The organism is Pseudoalteromonas rubra, from assembly GCF_000238295.3.
GTDB lineage: Bacteria > Pseudomonadota > Gammaproteobacteria > Enterobacterales > Alteromonadaceae > Pseudoalteromonas > Pseudoalteromonas rubra.
Genome location: NZ_AHCD03000034.1, coordinates 156,335 through 174,215 on the forward strand (window position 1 = coordinate 156,335; position 17,881 = coordinate 174,215).

Annotated in this window: 17 protein-coding genes and 1 pseudogene; 5 read left to right on the forward strand and 13 right to left on the reverse strand. The window is 45.2% G+C overall.

Translation table 11 applies throughout. From position 1 onward, the window contains the following. Nucleotides 1-220: 220 nt before the first annotated feature. The 3 genes from PRUB_RS09960 to PRUB_RS09970 form a co-directional block, all read right to left on the reverse strand. Nucleotides 221-946 (reverse strand): sterol desaturase family protein, encoded by a 726-nt coding sequence (locus PRUB_RS09960; RefSeq protein WP_010385805.1) that lies wholly within the window; start codon nt 944-946, stop codon nt 221-223. A gap of 116 nt (nt 947-1,062) precedes the next feature. Further along, complete coding sequence (locus PRUB_RS09965) at nt 1,063-1,512, reverse strand: hypothetical protein (RefSeq protein ID WP_010385804.1); 450 nt, start codon at nt 1,510-1,512, stop codon at nt 1,063-1,065. A gap of 201 nt (nt 1,513-1,713) precedes the next feature. Beyond that, complete coding sequence (locus tag PRUB_RS09970) at nt 1,714-3,516, reverse strand: haloalkane dehalogenase (protein WP_052026414.1); 1,803 nt, start codon at nt 3,514-3,516, stop codon at nt 1,714-1,716. Between the two features lie 240 nt (nt 3,517-3,756). Between PRUB_RS09970 and PRUB_RS09975 the strand changes: the two genes are divergently transcribed. Beyond that, nucleotides 3,757-4,803: a sensor histidine kinase gene (locus PRUB_RS09975; protein ID WP_010385802.1), complete on the forward strand. Its 1,047-nt coding sequence runs from the start codon at nt 3,757-3,759 to the stop codon at nt 4,801-4,803. A gap of 16 nt (nt 4,804-4,819) precedes the next feature. Next, complete coding sequence (locus PRUB_RS09980) at nt 4,820-5,572, forward strand: LytR/AlgR family response regulator transcription factor (RefSeq protein ID WP_040644758.1); 753 nt, start codon at nt 4,820-4,822, stop codon at nt 5,570-5,572. Nucleotides 5,573-5,769: 197 nt separating this feature from the next. On the opposite strand, the gene PRUB_RS09985 is transcribed toward PRUB_RS09980, so the two are convergent. The 4 genes from PRUB_RS09985 to PRUB_RS10000 all read right to left on the reverse strand — a co-directional run bounded on the left by PRUB_RS09985 (nt 5,770) and on the right by PRUB_RS10000 (nt 7,873). Continuing rightward, nucleotides 5,770-6,135, reverse strand: a complete 366-nt coding sequence (locus PRUB_RS09985) for a hypothetical protein (protein ID WP_010385800.1) — start codon at nt 6,133-6,135, stop codon at nt 5,770-5,772. Between the two features lie 202 nt (nt 6,136-6,337). Next, nucleotides 6,338-6,580 carry a hypothetical protein gene (locus PRUB_RS09990; RefSeq protein WP_155946285.1) on the reverse strand — a complete coding sequence of 81 codons (243 nt, stop codon included), beginning with the start codon at nt 6,578-6,580 and terminating at the stop codon, nt 6,338-6,340. 78 nt (nt 6,581-6,658) lie between these two features. Continuing rightward, nucleotides 6,659-7,147 carry a hypothetical protein gene (locus PRUB_RS09995; protein ID WP_010385798.1) on the reverse strand — a complete coding sequence of 163 codons (489 nt, stop codon included), beginning with the start codon at nt 7,145-7,147 and terminating at the stop codon, nt 6,659-6,661. 291 nt (nt 7,148-7,438) lie between these two features. Further along, entirely contained in the window at nt 7,439-7,873 is a 435-nt protein-coding gene (locus PRUB_RS10000) for a hypothetical protein (protein WP_010385797.1), read from the reverse strand. A gap of 350 nt (nt 7,874-8,223) precedes the next feature. On the opposite strand from PRUB_RS10000, the pseudogene PRUB_RS10005 reads away from it, so the two are divergent. After that, nucleotides 8,224-8,493, forward strand: a pseudogene (locus PRUB_RS10005) (transposase); the annotation flags it as partial. Between the two features lie 88 nt (nt 8,494-8,581). Beyond that, nucleotides 8,582-9,553, forward strand: a complete 972-nt coding sequence (locus tag PRUB_RS10010; protein ID WP_198452343.1) for a transposase — start codon at nt 8,582-8,584, stop codon at nt 9,551-9,553. Nucleotides 9,554-10,294: 741 nt separating this feature from the next. Here the strand turns inward: PRUB_RS10010 and PRUB_RS10015 are convergent. Both PRUB_RS10015 and PRUB_RS10020 read right to left on the reverse strand, forming a co-directional pair. Further along, nucleotides 10,295-10,804 (reverse strand): hypothetical protein, encoded by a 510-nt coding sequence (locus PRUB_RS10015; RefSeq protein ID WP_010385791.1) that lies wholly within the window; start codon nt 10,802-10,804, stop codon nt 10,295-10,297. A gap of 154 nt (nt 10,805-10,958) precedes the next feature. Further along, entirely contained in the window at nt 10,959-11,870 is a 912-nt protein-coding gene (locus tag PRUB_RS10020; RefSeq protein WP_010385790.1) for a sphingomyelin phosphodiesterase, read from the reverse strand. A gap of 352 nt (nt 11,871-12,222) precedes the next feature. On the opposite strand from PRUB_RS10020, the gene PRUB_RS10025 reads away from it, so the two are divergent. After that, complete coding sequence (locus PRUB_RS10025; protein ID WP_010385789.1) at nt 12,223-13,119, forward strand: hypothetical protein; 897 nt, start codon at nt 12,223-12,225, stop codon at nt 13,117-13,119. Nucleotides 13,120-13,358: 239 nt separating this feature from the next. Here PRUB_RS10025 and PRUB_RS10030 read toward each other — a convergent pair whose 3' ends face one another. Genes PRUB_RS10030 through PRUB_RS10045 form a run of 4 tightly spaced genes read right to left on the reverse strand, consistent with a single transcriptional unit; the run spans nt 13,359 to nt 17,881 of the window. Beyond that, a complete protein-coding gene (locus tag PRUB_RS10030; RefSeq protein WP_010385785.1) occupies nt 13,359-15,083 on the reverse strand; it encodes a two-component system response regulator in 1,725 nt (574 codons plus the stop codon). Further along, nucleotides 15,080-15,511, reverse strand: a complete 432-nt coding sequence (locus PRUB_RS10035; protein ID WP_010385783.1) for a response regulator — start codon at nt 15,509-15,511, stop codon at nt 15,080-15,082. The genes PRUB_RS10030 and PRUB_RS10035 overlap by 4 nt, the downstream gene beginning before the upstream one ends. Continuing rightward, nucleotides 15,508-17,427 carry a response regulator gene (locus tag PRUB_RS10040; protein ID WP_010385781.1) on the reverse strand — a complete coding sequence of 640 codons (1,920 nt, stop codon included), beginning with the start codon at nt 17,425-17,427 and terminating at the stop codon, nt 15,508-15,510. The genes PRUB_RS10035 and PRUB_RS10040 overlap by 4 nt, the downstream gene beginning before the upstream one ends. Beyond that, the gene (locus tag PRUB_RS10045) at nt 17,420-17,881 is read right to left on the reverse strand and encodes a response regulator (protein WP_010385780.1); all 462 of its coding nucleotides are present in this window, start codon (nt 17,879-17,881) and stop codon (nt 17,420-17,422) included. Before PRUB_RS10045 ends, PRUB_RS10040 begins: the two co-directional genes overlap by 8 nt.

A 17,881-nucleotide genomic window follows, 5' to 3' on the forward strand; every position in this document is an offset into this window, starting at 1 on the left:
TGATTTTCTGTTAGAGAGATTGCAAGCATGAGGCCAATTTTATAACACTGATTTTAAAGGGGTTTTGTTTTTCACAATTGCGTTATTGCAATACGCAATGCAGGATGAAAATCACAATAAGAAAAACGAAACTAAATAGCACGCTCTGCGCGTGCTCAATCAACCGCCATGAATCACTGAGTGCATTATCACTGAGTGCATTGACACTGTCGATCACAAGTCATGACTTATAGACATCTTTGGTCTTGAGCATGTCGTAAACTCTGTTTTCACGTGTTTCATCAAAACCAACCTGCCGGATATACGCTTTTGGATTAGAAAAAGTGCCGAACAACAGATCCCAGATAGCTAACCCGTAATTTTGCTTATGATGCATATATTTATGATGAACTCTGTGCATTTCAGGGCGTTGCAACACAAAACCCAGCCAGTATGGCGTTTTCAGATCTGCATGTATGTAAATGTTGTACAAAGCCGCAATGATCAGGCTTACAGCAGTCCCATAGGCATCCAGGCCCAGAATAAAATAACAACACAAGGCATTCAAAAACGTGGCAGCAACGCCATCAAAAGGATGCATATAAAAAGACGTGAGGGCTTCAATACGTCTGGGGCTGTGATGCAGCTGGTGAAAGACACGCCACAACAAGTCAAACTTGTGCATAGCTCTGTGCCACCAATAGGCAACAAAACTGGTGAGTAAGAAACCAAGCAAACCCTGCAGGAACATGTTTTCGCTGCTAAAACTCAGTAAAGACACAGTGCTGAATAAATCAACAAAAATCAGGCCTGCACCGACCGTACTGATCGATTGAAATAAACTGATACCCGAGGCAAGGATCATCCAACGACGATCACAGCTGTTTTTAGACGCGGGAGCAATGACCTCAAGAGTAAAAATACAGATAAATGCGGTAATAACTATGGCTAAAGTAAGTAGTTCCATCCTGACCTGACTCTTTAATTTTTACCTGAACAACGAAAACCCAATGACTGGTCCAAACTAGCCAATCTCAATTAAAATAATACAAGCAGCCAGCCAGGCCGAGCGCTTTACGCATCTCAACTCAGTTTGGCTTGTCGTTCGCGCTTATAGCACGCTGCCCATGCACCAAGTACAATCGCTCCCCAGCCAACCGCGAAAAAGACCATATCTTGCCAGAGGGGATAGACGATATCGTCGGCTGGTAAAACATACATGACAAGCACATCAATCACTTCGACCACAATAATTATCAACACCGCAGACTTTACGAAATTGCCTTTCAAATAGCCTGCCACTAGATAAGCGGTGAGCATATTGAAAAAGCCAACAATGAACAGAAGGACACCAATGATCAAAGGAGAGCTAATGATTGCCTCATCCATTTCAGCGTCTGTAAAGTTATTGGTGTACATAAAGTCATATGCCGCTATCCAGAAGAATACCTCAGCAATGGCACAAGTGAAGTAAACAAGGAGCGGTATAAAGATCAGCACTTTAAGCTCTGTGAAATCAATAAAACGGTTCATATGGCCCTTGTAAACATCAGTACTCAGCTGGCTGTTTTATATCTGTGCGTTTGGCAAACATGCGCAGCATAATCGTTCCAAAATTAGCCACATCATTATGTGGAACTTTACCCTAAACTACAACCGCGCTAATGCGCGAGAAGCAATTCAGACACGTTAGAAGAGCAGTCACCTCCGCGTGCGAAGAGGTGACCGGGGTGACTACTGCACCAGCTGATAACTATTGCCTAATTCATCCTGCAATACATAAGCAATGCCCTCTGCGGGCGTCATATCCAGCGGTTCCGTCAGGATACGACTGGAAAACGTCCAGCCTTCAGGCAGCGTGAGCCGATCTCCCAGGTTTGCCAAGTCATCCATTTGCAATGAAGCGTCCGAAATGCGGCTGAACGACTGCATCACAAAAACCTGACCTGTGTTATCGGTCAGCTCATAAATGCGTCTGCCTTTATAGAAGTGCCAGGTATTGCTTCTCGACACCTCACCGGCAACGTAAGGAAGTTGCTCGCCCTGCGCAGCGCTCAGATCAGCGGTGGTTAATAAACGCATGTTTATCTCACCGAACTGACGAATTTGCGTTTCAGCCTCTTGCGCTATCACCTCCGCGCCGCGACTTTCGTCCACCACAAAAAAACGTGGACCGTTAGGGATCGCAGTCAGTGCGCCGTATTCTGCGACAACGTCTTCAAAGTCAATGGCATCCCACTGAGCCTGACGACACATATCCACGCCCGGCGTACCCCACACCTGAGCAACTATTTTGTCATCTTGCAGATAAGGCAATAAGATCTCACAATACCGCATGTTGTAGCTTGGCCCACCCGTGACCAGCGGTGCCTGTGGCGCAGTCGTTTGCAGAAAATCTAACACATGCAGCGCCAGGTCCTCACCTACATCATCCTGGATAAAGTGCCCGGCCTGAAAGCGTCTGTGATCTACCCCGTCAGAACCTGGTACATGACCCACCCACTTGCGCTGATTGGCTTCGCTACCGAGTCCTGTGTCATATTCGCCTGCATTGAACATGAACGGGTTATGATAAGCGCCCAGCGTTTGCCATGCCGGTAAAGTTTGCATTTCTATGCCGGAGAGCATGGAAGGAAACGCCCGGATAGCCGCTTTGTACTGCACATTGGGATAAGGCGCATTGTATGCGGTGACTTCGGCCTCAGTCAGTTCAATTGCAGAGAGCTTTTGCACCACATCCCCCGCCATCAGCTCCGGCACACTGGCGGCATAATCGATCCATTGCTGAAACCCTTCGACGCGATCGCTTGAACGGTTATCAAAAAAGGTGCTGGCATCTGCTGGTTGAGACTCATCTATCTCAAAGCTAGGCACGTGATAAGGGTTAGTACCAGTCGGAATTATGGGCATATCCCCATTTGCGACGACGATTCTGGCAAAGCGCTCAGACATATTCCCTGCCACTCTCAACCCGATCAGGCTGCCCCAGTCTTGTACAAACAAATTGATATCGGTGAGTTGTAGCTGATTAATAAACGCCTTGGTCCAGGCGACGTGATGTTCGTACTGATGCACCGCCACATTAAGAGGCTTATCTGACTTACCCATACCCATATTATCAAGCGCAATCACACGATAGCCGGCCTCAGCCAGTATCGGGATTATTTTCCGATATAAGTACGACCAGCTCGGCTGGCCGTGCAGCATGAGTACCACTTCACCGTCTTTTGGTCCCTCGTCAACGTAATGCAGCCTCAGCCCTTCAATATCCAGATAATTCGCTGCAAAGTCATAACCAGGTAACGCATCAAAACACGCATCCGGAGTGCGGATAAACTCCACGCCTTTGCTGGTGGTTGAAGGCACCATTTCTGCCTCCAGACAGGCCTCGCTGAGCGGTCCGCTTGCCGGCCGCGTTTCTGCCGGAGTGTCTGCGCTGACCGTTTCTTCAACACTGGCCGTGTCATCATCGTTGTCACTACAGGCCACCAGTATGCTACTGAACAGGCATACGCCAATGACCTTACGCAAAGTCATAACTGACTGCTTTAATTTGAATTGTGATGATCGGATGTTGTAAACCATGTTTGTTTTCCTTATGTATCAGATGACAATGACTTGTCTTACCGGGACATAGGAATAACACCGCACAATTGGCCGCCCCAGCCTGTTGCGTGCAGATGGTGTAAAAGTCTGCGCCAATGGTGTCGTGGCAACGTTTCATCCAGGCAAATTTGCTTGTACCATTTACCCTATCAACAACGAGTGGATCATCGAGTGAATACAGCACCTACCACAGCGAGCCAGACCGGGCTTTATAACAAAAGCACCACCCAGGCCTGGATATTTTTACTGATCTGGCCCTGGTTCAATATCTTGCTGCTGTCCTGTGTGTTGTTGCTGCTCGATATATTTACGCTGACCCTGTTTGCTCAGGTGATAGTGAAAATATGGAGCGGGTTTTGTGCAGGCTACCTGCTGTTTAACCTGTGTGAGTCAATCTGTGCGCGGTTTTTGCCCGCCCAGTTTTTACCTGCGTGGTGTCGTCATAACATCTGGCTGCTCAGGCCGTTTTCCATCATTCTGCTGTACATCCTGATTGGCCCTATCGTCAGCTTGCCCACCAGCAATGCAGTGACCCAGGTGACCTTTTTGCCCATAGTGATTATGTTACTTGAGACCCTGGTCTACATTGCGGTCATGCTAATGCTCAAGCAGCAAATCTATCACTTTCAGTCGCAGCTACAGGCACAACAAGCTGAACTACAAATGCTAAAAATGCAGTCGAATCCACACTTTTTGTTCAACACGCTTAACCTGATCGCCAGTGAAGTTACTCAAGACCCGCACAAGGCAAAAGCGCTGATTTACGATTTGAGTGATCTGCTACGCCACACAGTTGAACTGGCCAAGCAGCAATTCGTTATGCTTGAGCAGGAACTCAAACTGGTGGAGCTTTACCTTGTGTTGCAACAAAAACGGTTCGCCGATCGACTAACATTTGATCTGGACTGCCCGGGTGAACTCGACCCGCTGCCGGTCCCCTCTTTGCTGTTGCTGCCGATTGTTGAAAACGCCGTGAAATATGGCATTGCCCCCTACGCACGCGCAGGCCATATCAGTATCATTACTGAAACGACGGAGCATAGCCTGCTGATTGAAGTGCAGGATACGGGCGCACCTTTTGATGACACCCAGCTCAGTCAGGGCGAGGGACTGCGCATTATTCGTGAAACCCTGAATCTGCATTATCGGGGCGCTGCCAGTTTCAGACTGGTTTCCTGCGATGAAGGCACCAGTGCTTTTATCCAGCTACCCCGATAACCAAACCGAGCCGTGTATGACTAAGAAAACCGTGATCATCGTCGACGACGAACAGGCAGCCAGACAACAGTTGAAAGAAGTGATCAGTGGCTTTGATGAGCTCACCCTTGTTGCCGAGGCAGCCGATGGCAAATCCGCCATTGAACAGATCATGCTTAAGCGCCCGGATATTGTGTTTCTGGATATTGAAATGCCAGAGCTCAATGGCTTTGATGTCGCCAAAGCGACGCAGGATTTACAGTATCAGCTGGTTTTTATGACCGCGTACGAACAATACGCACTGAAAGCCTTTGACACCAATGCCATCGATTACTTAGTCAAACCCGCCAGGCCGGAGCTGATTGCCAAAAGCATAGGCAAAATCATTCGTCAGCAGACTCAGATTAAGCCATCGGGCTCCACAGCGTGCCTGACGCTCAGTGATCATGCACAGCAAAAGATCATTGAATTTGACCACATAAATTACATTGAGAGTATTGGCCGCTATCGGCGGGTGCACCTGACCCAACCCGGGGCAGAGATTCACAACACCGAGACTATTATTTCTGAGCAAACGCTGGATGGCTTTTGCAGTCACTTGCCCGAGTCACAATTTTACCGGCTGCACCGCAGCTACATCATTAATGCCGCGCAGCTATTAGCGCTTAAATACCAGGCCCGCAAACACTTTGTGCTGCTTGCGGGAACAGATGTACAAATTCCTGTCTCACGTAGTTTTATCCACACTTTAAAGGAGCGGATAACCCACCGGGCAAAGCGTGGGAGATAAATCTCGAGTGTGATGTGGACAACAGCGTAGTTAAACCAACCCATGATTGGAGCAACCCCGCGTAAATCAACCAAAAATCGGTACACAGATTAATGTCAAAAAAGCGCAAACAGTTTCTAACTTAGGGATAAAATTACGAATCACTCGCTGTGCTGTGCCTCTTGAAGTCAGGCCTTTCTTTGCACGTTATAAAGAAGCTAACTTCTTTCTCTGAATTTCTTATAAATAAACCTGGTTGTTACGACCAAAGCTCCAATCAAAATAGAATACAAGGGCATCTCAAAAAAGAGCATATTCATTGCTCGTTGACCGTCATGACTCGCTTTTGAAGCCCAAAGTAACCCAGACAGGCAAAGCACTAGCCAAGGTGCAACCGCAACACTAAGGCGAAGCTTGAAACAACCGAGCGCAAACTTAAACTGAAACCAAACGGCGATTGCAGGAATAACTAGCAGCCCCCCAAACCAAAACAAAACACCACCCAGTTCGATGCAGTAAGCGCATAAGATAGCCAATGTTGAAATTACTAGATTAACGACATTATGTTTGAATATTCCGTCCATATTTCCTTTTTTATAGCATCGCTGCATCGAACCTACGTATGCCTCTAGCCATATCGGCTCTTACCTGAAAACACGTTCAGCAGGCTTACCCACACAACCGTTATATTGCACATTATTAGGCCTGGCTATTTCCTACTTATCAAGTATCCATGGTTTTAGAGCAAATGGGTTCGACACAGACTTTAACCCTTTTCTGGTTGCCTTACTTTATAAAATAATCAAAGCACTCTTGGCAGATCCAATGACCGTTTGCACTATATGCGAAGCCTGAAGCCACATCGTGAGTTTTAAAAATAGTCCAATAACAAATTGCACAGTGTTCATGGTCATTTTCTTTTCGGTATTGTTGGTAATCCCAAACCAAGGCTTTACACCAAGATACTTCTTTCTCAATATCAGAACAAAGCCATACCTGCCCATGGATCATAACTTTTTCATCAAGCATCCCACAGCCTTCTCAGTTAGAAATAACGATTATGCTCTTTTAAGCACACACTGTGCCGTATATATTGAGTTTTTCGTACTAATTTTTTATAACGTACCACTGACCAAAAAGGTGCTCTACACAGTGAGTATTGGGTAAACAAACATCTTTGGGGTTTACGTTACCAAACGCATACATACCTTCACCTATACCGTTTTCACCTTTGTATGAAAAAGCTTTCCTAACTAACCACGCCCCTCTATAATTTTGTAGCCAGAGAGCATGAATAGCTGAATCTTCAAATGGCTTGACAATTCTGCTTAAGTCCGGCTTGTCCACTTTTTTGTATTTAGGTTCTCCGGCTACCCAAGCTAGCGAACTCTCTTCTCTTAGTGAAGATTTACCCAACCATTGTATGGAAACATATCCTTTTTTCTCAACTTCCTTCATTGCATCAATATATTGATGTGAGTAAATGTAAACATAGACTAAATGTTTCACCTTAGTTTCAGGCCAATAAGAAGTAGTCTTAAAGAGTGCTGTAATAATTATTGAGAGAAGAATTAAATAAAGCAGTAGCTTTTTCATGAGTCTAGTACCATCCAGGCAGAGAAAGCGTTTGGGCAAGTTTTAACTTGGGAGCATTTGAAAATAGTGTAAAAGCTAGTCAGGAGGTAAATATTGATGCCAGCAGCTATCAACTCATCACGGCCAACAAGGCAACTATTGACCCTCCTTTTACTCAACTGATTGGGGCCCTGTAACAGGTTTTTATGTGGCTATGAGGCCAGCCATTCAATCCAACCTCGTTTTCAAAGCGTAATATGATAAACAGGTCATATTAGGAGAACCAAAAAAGCGGCCTAAGGTATGTTAGGTTCATTGATCAAAAGAGTGCTCAACAAATAAACTGTTATCTATGAGCCTTAACAATAAACCATAAGGAACACCATCGTAAATGTACTTACACATAATCACACAGTTGTCTGGATCATGGTTTTGTAAGACCTCGATATGACTCACTTTTTCCCAAGTATATAACCTGATATTAGAAAACCAATTTGGCTTGTAATATTCCGATTGGTTACACCAATACTTCTCGAAAAGTAATTGATTTGCGTCTCGAATCCTTTGCTTATGAGCTTCATCTTCTCTATCACCATTGAAATACTCCTCACACATATCTTCTACTTCACTGTGCTCTTTGAAGTAAGTATAAAGCCATTCGCCTACAATACGCTCCAGGCTGTCTACACGTGCAGACCAATTCTCTATTCTTGAAAATATTTGTTCAAACTCGGACATTTCAAACATATGTAAACCTGCAACGTCGATTCGTCTGGTTCGTCTGGAGAACACAGTCCCCCAATACTAAAGGAACCATAAGTTTAGTATTAAGTCAAAATGATAGATACACAGCACTGTTTTGTCTAATCAGTTGCACCAACAGCCAAGCTATTAAAAGCGCCGAACCCGATGCACAAGCGCCATACCGAATAGCAGACAACCGAATAGCAGACACCCAACCAAATAGCACGAATAGCAGACACGAATAGCAGACACCCAACCAAAAGCACGAATAGCAGACACCCAACCAAAAACTTGTCTGTCATCCCCCCCATCGCCTATGCTGTTAATCTGCTCCAAGGATAATGACGAACTCAATGCCAGCGGCACGGAAAAGCCAGGTCAGCTTAGTTGACACGAAATACTACCATTGCATCTCTCGCTGCGTAAGGCGTGCCTTTTTATGCGGTGAAGACCCATTAACAGGCCAATCTTATGAACATCGCCGTGAATGGGTTGAAGAAAAACTACTTCTGCTGGCACGTATTTTCTGCATTGATATCTGTGCTTACGCTGTGATGAGTAACCATACTCACATTGTTATGTATGTTGATGACACAAAAGCCAATCGACTATCTGACAAAGCACGAATAGCAGACACCCAACCAAAAACTTGTCTTTCATACCCTCCATCGCCTATGCTGTTAATCTGCTCCAAGGATAAGGACGAACTCAATGCCAGCGGCACGGAAAAGCCAGGTCAGCTTAGTTGACACGAAATACTACCATTGCATCTCTCGCTGCGTAAGGCGTGCCTTTTTATGCGGTGAAGACCCATTAACAGGCCAATCTTATGAACATCGCCGAGGGTGGGTTGAAGAAAAACTACTTCTGCTGGCACGTATTTTCTGCATTGATATCTGTGCTTACGCTGTGATGAGTAACCATACTCACATTGTTATGTATGTTGATGACACAAAAGCCAATCGACTATCCGACAAAGCAATCGCTATCCGATGGCACAAGTTGTTTAAGGGAAATCGGCTGACACACAAATTCGTGGAAGGTAACGAACTCACCCCGTCAGAACGCATTATGCTCGACGATATTATCGACAAATACCGCGAAAGACTTGCAAGCATCAGCTGGTTTATGCGCGTACTCAACGAAGACATTGCCCGCCGAGCCAATAAAGAAGATGGCTGTAAAGGTCGGTTCTGGGAAGGCCGGTTTAAGTCTCAGGCATTGCTCGATGAAGCTGCCCTTGCCGCCTGCATGGCCTATGTTGACCTCAACCCTATTCGGGCCAAAATGGCCAACACACCGGAAACTTCTGAGTTCACCAGTATCAAAAAACGCATTGAACACGCACAGCATGGCAAACAACCAAATAGCCTTCTGCGCTTTGCTGGAAACCCAAGACAAAACATGTCTAAAGGACTGCCCTTTGAACTTAAATACTACATTGAACTGGTTGAGCTCACTGGTCGATGCATTCGCGCAGACAAGCGAGGCTACATCTGCGATACCCAAGCTATCCTCGCCAGATTGCAAATAGAGCCTGAAAACTGGCTAAAGCTCACCACACGATTTACCAAAGTATTCCACGGTGCAGTCGGCAGACTGCAAGCTGTGACTGAATTTTGTGAACACCTGCAAAAAAAGCGACGACCTAATCTGGCTAATTGTGAACGCTTATTAGGTTAATATTGCCATTGTCCTGACTTCAAGTTATGACCGTCGCACTCTGGCTGCACTTATCTGTGCCCCAAAATACCAAATAACTACGGTTCGAGCTGAAACTCCTCACCTATGAGTGCCAACTCTCGTGGTTTATCACTTCTTTACTCTACATAGCACTCGCAGTCACCCACTAAAGACCCATAAAAGGAACGTATAATGCTGGGTGTCTGCGTATTTGTGCGCCTATGAGTGCCAACTCTCGTGGTTTATCACTTCTTTACTCTACATAGCACTCGCAGTCACCCACTAAAGACCCATAAAAGGAACGTATAATGCTGGGTGTCTGCGTATTTGTGCGTATTTTTGATAACTACGGTTCGAGCTGAAATTCCTCACCTATGAGTGTCAACTCTCTTGGTTTATCACTTCTTTACTCTACATAGCACTCGCAGTCACCCACTAAAGACCCATAAAAGGAACATATAACGCTGGGTGTCTGCGTATTTATTTATGCGTATTTATGCGTATTTATGTGCGGTATCACGGAGTTTTGTACAAACATTGAAGGCGCGGATCGCTGAACGGACGCACACTGAGGACTGAATCACACAGATTTAAAGGACAAAATAGCCATCCAGAATGACGCCTTCGGGATGGCTGATGTGGTTTAGGTAAAATGCGTCCCCACGAAGAGCCGCAGGCTGCATACTCTGGTCATTGTTCTTTTGGATTAACCAGCCGAATCTGGTTATCACATTGCCTAAATTACAGCAATTTTGACAAAATGGCGCCCCACTTGACTCCTAAAGTGCCAAGTGTAGATAGAGATCCCTGGCAATCACCATCTGAGTCTGAAAAGTCCGAACCATTGTAGGTTTTAATTTTAACTGCCAGATTATCACTGACGATAAACTCTGTTGAGCCATCCCCGGGCGTTCGACACTCCTTGTAAGGGGTAACAGTTGTCACGCCCGTTAACACATAATGCGTGTCATCATCTTCAAACTGAACGATTAGTCCCCAATAGTCCCCTAACTTGCCTACTTGCACCTCTACTTCTTTAGATGATTTCTGCTTGCCTACCGCCTTAAACTCGCCCACAACCATTGGTGTATCAGGCACTGCGGGCAAACTAGAGTTATATGACAACAAGGCCGACGTAATGGCTTTAGATGATTTGTTGGTTACTTTGACCTGATTTGGAGAACTCAGGATATCTGCACTGCACGCAGCAGAAAAGGCAATAGACATAGTTAAGAGCGTGAACTTATTCATTGTATACCTCGTTAGATTGAGTATTTCAAATATGGCTTTTGACTTCAACGATATCCTGACAAACAGATCAAAACTCAAAGTTAACTTGTACCGGGTAGTGATCTGATAGTTCGTTATAGTAGCCATTGTGATAGTAACGGCCGTCGCTTAAACGTCAGTTGCCACGCAGGTAGCTCCAGTACCAGTTTTGCTCTGCTTTCGGGTAACGTACCGCCATGCTTGGTGCGTTAGTTGGCTGCTTGTGGTCGCGGTGCCAGAAAACGTAGTCCAGCGTGTCGTTGTAATCCAGACTGTAATCAAAGTAGTACGCGTTGGCTTTGGTAAACCAGTTGTATTTTGCCGGAAATGAGCCAACCTCAGGCGTCTCAAAATTTAACTCAGCACGTGAGGTTGCAAGCATATCGGCCACTTCATCTTGCTTACTCCACTCAACATTCATGTCGCCGCCAATGATAACCGGCTCGCTGGCCGGAATGTTTTCGGCACTGATAAACGACTGAATTTCACTTAACTGACCCATACGCACACGGTGCTCCTGAGCGGTGTCGCCGTCGTGGGTTGCCTGCAAGTGCGTGCCGATCAGGTGATAGCGTTGACTGTCTTTCTCGATTTCGACGTAGGCAAAACCTTTGTTTGACAGATAATCCCAGCTGCCATTCAGACTGTTTTCAAACACATGGGCTTTTTGCGTAACAATCGGGTATTTAGACAAAATCACCACGCCGCCACGGATCACAAACGGACTGTTTGAGCAGTTACCGGTCAGGCCATCCCAACCGCTGCCACTACAGTCCAGACCCACATTAGGCGTCTGATAAGGGTAAAGTGCAGAAAGCTCAGCCAGTGCCTGTTCGGCATCGCTGTTAAAAGCTTCACTGATCAAAATCACATCCGGGCTATCGCTCATAGAGGCCAGTACAGAAGGCAAACGCTCCGCCCGGTTCTCCTGATCCCAGTCCTGCACATTGAGCTGCATAATATTGTATGCCATTACTTTCAGTGAATCGGCCATGCTGTGTGTACTGTTCAGCACCAGTGCACATAACAGCGCATGCTTAGCTTTCATTTTACGTCTCCGAAATCTCATTATTGTTTTTGTCTTTGTTAATGATTTTTTACACCCGGGATCCGCACAGACAGACCTGTGAGTAAAAAATTTCGCAGCACACATTAGTGATAAAAAATGACACCTGGATTTCGACAAACCTTTATTTCAATTAAGGTTTTATTGGAATGACATGACGCTTTTAAGGCTTTTTAATGACCGGGAGAGAAAAACCCAAAGCCAGACAAGCGGTTGCTAAGCTTTACACCTCAAGCGTAATTAACTTCGCATTTACTCAGGCACTTAGATTGATCCACACAGAAAAACGCAATACAATAATGATTCTCATTTGCACAAAAGGAAACATTACAAAATGAAAATACTCTCTGTCCTGTTGCTTTTGCTGTGCTCCTTGCCAGCCTTTGCTAAGAAGCCAATCCGTGTGGTTGATGTGGGTGTTATGGGGCTTGCCTCTCACGACTTATTCCAGTGGAATACCGCCACCCGCGAAAATGAAGAAAACGGCCGTTTCGACCTGAGCACGATTTTTGATTACGCCGATGGCACCCGCATTCATCAGGGCGGTAACCCTAAAAACTCGTCAAATGCCGCGGTGTATTCAATCACCCAGAACCTGGTCAGCTTCTATACGGGTAAAAAAGCGGCATTACTCATGTCCAGAACGGTCACCGAAGAACAGGCGCACATCATCGCCCGCCAGCAAACGGTTGCCTTCTTTATGGGTATGGTTAAAGAGTCTTATGAGCGTTTCACCAATGCCCGATTCCCTGACTACGCACTGGCGCAAAGCGTCACGGATGATGAGCAAGGCGTAATGCGCGCATTGCATGATATTTTGCCAGGCAAAATCCAGGTGAACCGTAATCTGACGCGGGAAGTGTTCGAAGTCACCGACTACAGACTTGCCATGACTCAGTTGTCACCAACAGAAATGATGAAAACAGTGAAGTTTTACGACGGTCAATACGATGAAGAATACCTGCATGTCGTAGTCCCCGGCTTCCCGGATCCAACTATCATCAATCTGCAAGCCATTGATCAGGGCTTTATCGCAGAGCAAACGAATTACAACCTCGACGACATGCTCGCCGAGCTGAAATTCTACGGCCAGTTCCCCTTCTTTGGCAACCTGGTCCACTTCACCAGCTTTGGCTATCATCTGGAAAACCTGTTTGCCAAAGGCATTTGTAACAAATACGTCGACGGCAGCCCAAATACCTGGAATACCGTTGCGGTCGAGTGTTATTGATCAGCAGGTCTTGCTTAGCTTATAGCTAGATAAACAGCCAATTCCTTACAAAGCGCGATTTGATTCTGGTTGAATTGCGCTTTCGTTATTGCCTGAAGGTTTTTTACCAACCCTATGCGCTCACAGGCACGACGTTGAAGAATGACAGATCCATTTTCAGAGTCGATATTTGCGAAACTTGTGACCTGTTTACCCGCCAAGTGCAGCTTCTGTGAGAAAATCTGACAACAAATTTGCCATCACTGTTCAATGGTATTGTTCAGCAACGACTGCAGCTCAACGTCACTCGCCGGGCGATAATACAAAAAGCCCTGAGCCAGCTTAATACCAAGCCGCTGGCACAAAGCGGACTGCTCTTGGGTTTCTATACCTTCAGCAATGATGCTGATGTTTAACTGACTTAATAAATACGTCAGCCCTTCCAGCATATTCTTATGCTTTGAATTTGGACAAGTAATATTCTGGATAATCGATTTATCGATTTTGACTATGTCTATCGGACAAGAGAGCAAGTGTGAAATAGAGGAAAAGCCAGTTCCAAAGTCATCTAAAGCAATTCGAATACCCAGCTCATGCAAGCTGTTCAGAGTATTCAGCGTAACAGTATCTTCACTCAGCAGCGCAGTCTCTGTAACTTCGAATACGAGCGCTGAAGCCGGCACTTTATATTGCTTTATAAGAGACTCTACATAAGAAAAAAAACTGCTTTCACACAACTGGCATGGAGATACATTAACGGAAACATACGTAGAATCACCTTCTCGTAGTCTTTTTTTAAGGTCTTTAAATGCCTGCTGAAGCACCCACTTACCAATCGCTTGTATCAGCCCTGACTCCTCAGCGACAGGAATAAACACTCCCGGATTTTTACTTGTTAACGCTTGTGGCCAGCGAATGAGCGCTTCTGCGCCCGCCACTCTCTTGCTCTGCATATCTATAATAGGCTGATAATGCAACACAAACTCATCATGCTCAATCGCGTGTCTGAGCTCTGACTCTATCTTATACTTGCTCAAAAAAGCTTCCTGCATATTGTCTTCAAAGAAGCAATACTGTAGTTGAGGCGACCTTTTAGCCCGATACATAGCGATATCAGCTAACTTGAGTAGCTCTTCACTAGATTCGCCGTTTGCCGGCGCGATAGCCACTCCTACGCTACATGAACAAAAAAGTTCATGCTTATCAACAACAAATGCTGTTTCAAATGTCTTAAGTAACCGCTTAAGGAGACCCTTTACGTGTCTGATTGAACGTAGCTGAGAACACGCAAGCACAAATTCATCACCGCCAAAGCGTGCAAACAGCGTATCTCCCCTTAGCGCTTTAAGTAGCCGATCAGCGACAGCAACAAGCAGTTTATCCCCCATCTCATGACCAAAGGTGTCGTTGATATGCTTAAACTTATCGAGGTCAAACAACATGACCGCGGTGAGTTCATCGGGATGACGTTTTTGATGTGCCAGCATTTGAACCAGTGCTTCATCAAAGTAGTAACGGTTATGCAGACCAGTGAGCTTATCCCTTTCAGCCAGGTTTTTAACCTCCTGATAGCTTTCATAAAGCTGCTGCTCCAGTTCATGACGTTGCCTGGACTGCAAAATGGTCCGGGTTAACTGACTTTCTGTCACTTCTGATTTTAATAAAAAGTCCTGGGCTCCTGCATTAATGCACTCAAGCATGAGTGCTTCATCACTGTTGTTGCTTACCATGACAATTGCCGTGTGTTTCAACGTAGGCATATTGCGCAAACGAATTACGGCCTCAATACCGCTCACTTTTGGCATATGGTAATCAATAATCACGACATCAAACGTCATGTTGTCTAAGTAAACGAACGCCTCTTCCGCTGTCGAGGTTTCGACAACGTGATACTCGCAGCGGTTAAGTGTTAGCTCTCTTTTAAGTGACTTTCTTTCAATCACATCATCGTCTACCAACAAGACTTTGATGTCTTCCATTTTCATTGCTTTTCTCCCGGCATATGGACGATGCGCCAATACCCATCAAGCAGTGAAAGCACTTCTAAAAACTCCTTTCCTACTTCATCTTTAACGAAGTAACCTGCTACATTGTGTTGATAACTATCAAAAATATCTCGTTCATCTGCTGACGTGGTCAGCACAAACACCACGGTGTCTTTTAACTGCGCACTGTGGCGTAACTTTGCAAGCAGCTCCAAACCCGACAATCTTGGCATTTGCAAATCCAGCAACATAATGAATGGCAGGCGGATCATATTTGCCTCAAGTTGTTCCAGCGCCTCCTGCCCATCTTTCGCTCTGACTAATGGGTTTACAATTTTCATTTTCTTAAAGCTGCGCTTAATGGTCATAAAATCAATATCGTCATCTTCCACAACAAACAGAGTGACTTGATTGGCGTCTATCGTCATACGGTTACCCCAACCTGTTTACAGAGATTAAAAGTATTGTCTTTAGATGGCCAAAAAAGTGCGACCTTACAACCAGCCACATAATTTGTATCAAGCGCAACTCGGCCGGAGTAATATTCCACCACCTTTTTGACCATAGCCAGCCCCATACCGCTGCCTTCCACTTCGTCTCTGGGCTGTAATGTTTGAAACATTTCAAAGACTTTGTCTGCGTATTCGGGTGCAATGCCTGGCCCATCATCAGTAACTGTGAGGTTGTACCCGCCGGGACAAGGAAGGATGTCAATTTCAATCTGCCCAGTTGACTTGTCATGGTGCTTAATGGAATTACCAATCAGATTCATCATAACAAGCTGCAATGCAACCCTCGGAAGCTGTACCTCAACCTCAGGCACCTTCAAAACAAAATCGTCATTAAACTCATTCAACCCATGTAGGTAGTGACAAATCTCATGAAAATTAACAGACTCGTTATCAGAGAGTTTGGTATTGACCCTCGCATATTCCAGTAAATCCGTCAGAAGCCGGCTCATACGGTCAACTCTGCTCTTTATCATCGTAAAGTGCTGTAAGGCTTCTTTAGATAGCTCGTCATGATGATCTTCTTCAATCCAGCTCACCAGCTTTTTAATGCCATTGAGCGGTGACTTCAAATCATGAGATGCAACATAGGCAAACTGTTCAAGGTCATAATTGGACTTTTGTAATGCCCTTAATGTGGTTTCTCGCTCTGTTACATCATTTGCAACCCCGAGTATAAACACTTCCCCTGATGCGTTTTCAAATCGCTTTTTCTGGGTAGAAAGAATATGTACTTCTCCGTTGGGAAAAGTAATGGTTTCGAGTGTTTCGCTGAAACCCACATCAAAGGCCTCCCGATCTTTTGCCAAAAAAGCGTCAGCCTCATCCTCTGGGTAATCTTCTACTGTTGTGTAACCAATAACCTTACTTTTATCAGGGTATAAATCCAGAAACGGCTGATTTGCCCGCACAATCCTAAATTCATGATCTTTGACAAAAACATAGTCAGGTAATGAGTCAAATACGAGGTCCTGAAATGCATAGGCATCATTGAGTTCTTGCTGCTTTTTTGTCAAAACCCGTTCTTTTTTTGATAATTCATGCTCCAGCTGTTTCTTGCGGACTGCCGCTGTGATGTTTTTATCTAACGTATCCGCATCAAGCTCTGATTTAATCAGGTAATTTTCTGCTCCCCGTTTCATTGCTTCTACGGCAATCAGCTCATTACCCTGCCCCGTCATAATGATGATGGGAAGGTGCGGATAAACACTCAGAATTTGCGGAAGAAAGTCAACTCCGGTGGTACCGGGAAGTGAATGATCTAATATCACGCAGTCTGGCAAAAACGTTTCTATCAGTGACAGCCCTTCTTCACCTGAAGAGGCACTCTGATAACGATAACGTTTGGATTTGCGCTTAAGGCTGCGTACACAAAACTCTATGTCATCTGGGTTATCATCTATGATCAAAACATTACACTGAGTTCCCGGTAAAAGGTTTCTCGGAGACGCAGTCTGAACACGGGCAATGGCTTCAGATATCACCTCATGAAGGCGCTGGCCACTGATGCGGGCTTTATTAATGTAATCCTGTGCACCCGCCTTAATCAGGTTTGCAGCTTGTAACTCATTGGCTTGCCCGGTTAACACAACCACAGGCAAACAAACGAACTCCTTCCTGACACTTTTCAGAATTTCCAGGCCAGAGGTTGATGGCAGGTGGTAATCAATGAGAAGGCAATCATAGTGTGACTTTTTAAGGCACTGCCACAGCTCATCAGGTTGGGTTGCAGAGTCGATTTGATAACATAAATCTGCCACTTTCCCGAGTGACCTTTCTATCAGCTCAATATCATCAGGGCTGTCATCTATAATTAGGACATGGCGTTTATCCATTGTTCGCCTCATCACTTTTTGGCAACAGAGCAATACCAAACCAATAATCTTTCATTGTTTGTATGGCCTTTGTTAGCCCTTCAAACTCAACCGGTTTTTGAATAAAGGTGCTTGCACCCAGGGTATAACACTCTTCAATATCTTTTGGGTCGTTGGAAGTGGTTAGAATTATCGTGGGGATCGCGCACATATCCCGATCTGCTTTTAATTCCCTCAATAATTGCCTTCCATCTAACCCAGGCATATTGAGATCCAACAGCATCAGCGTTGGGCGACGCACAGAGTCATCATCTGTGTATTTACCCTGATGATATAAATAATCTCTGGCATCTCCCCCAGACTTGCACCAGTGAACAGGGTTCAGTAAATGGTTTTTACGTAAGCTGCGGAGTGTGGCTTCATAATCATCCTCATTGTCATCCACTAACAAGATCAATCCCAAATTCTGGCTCAT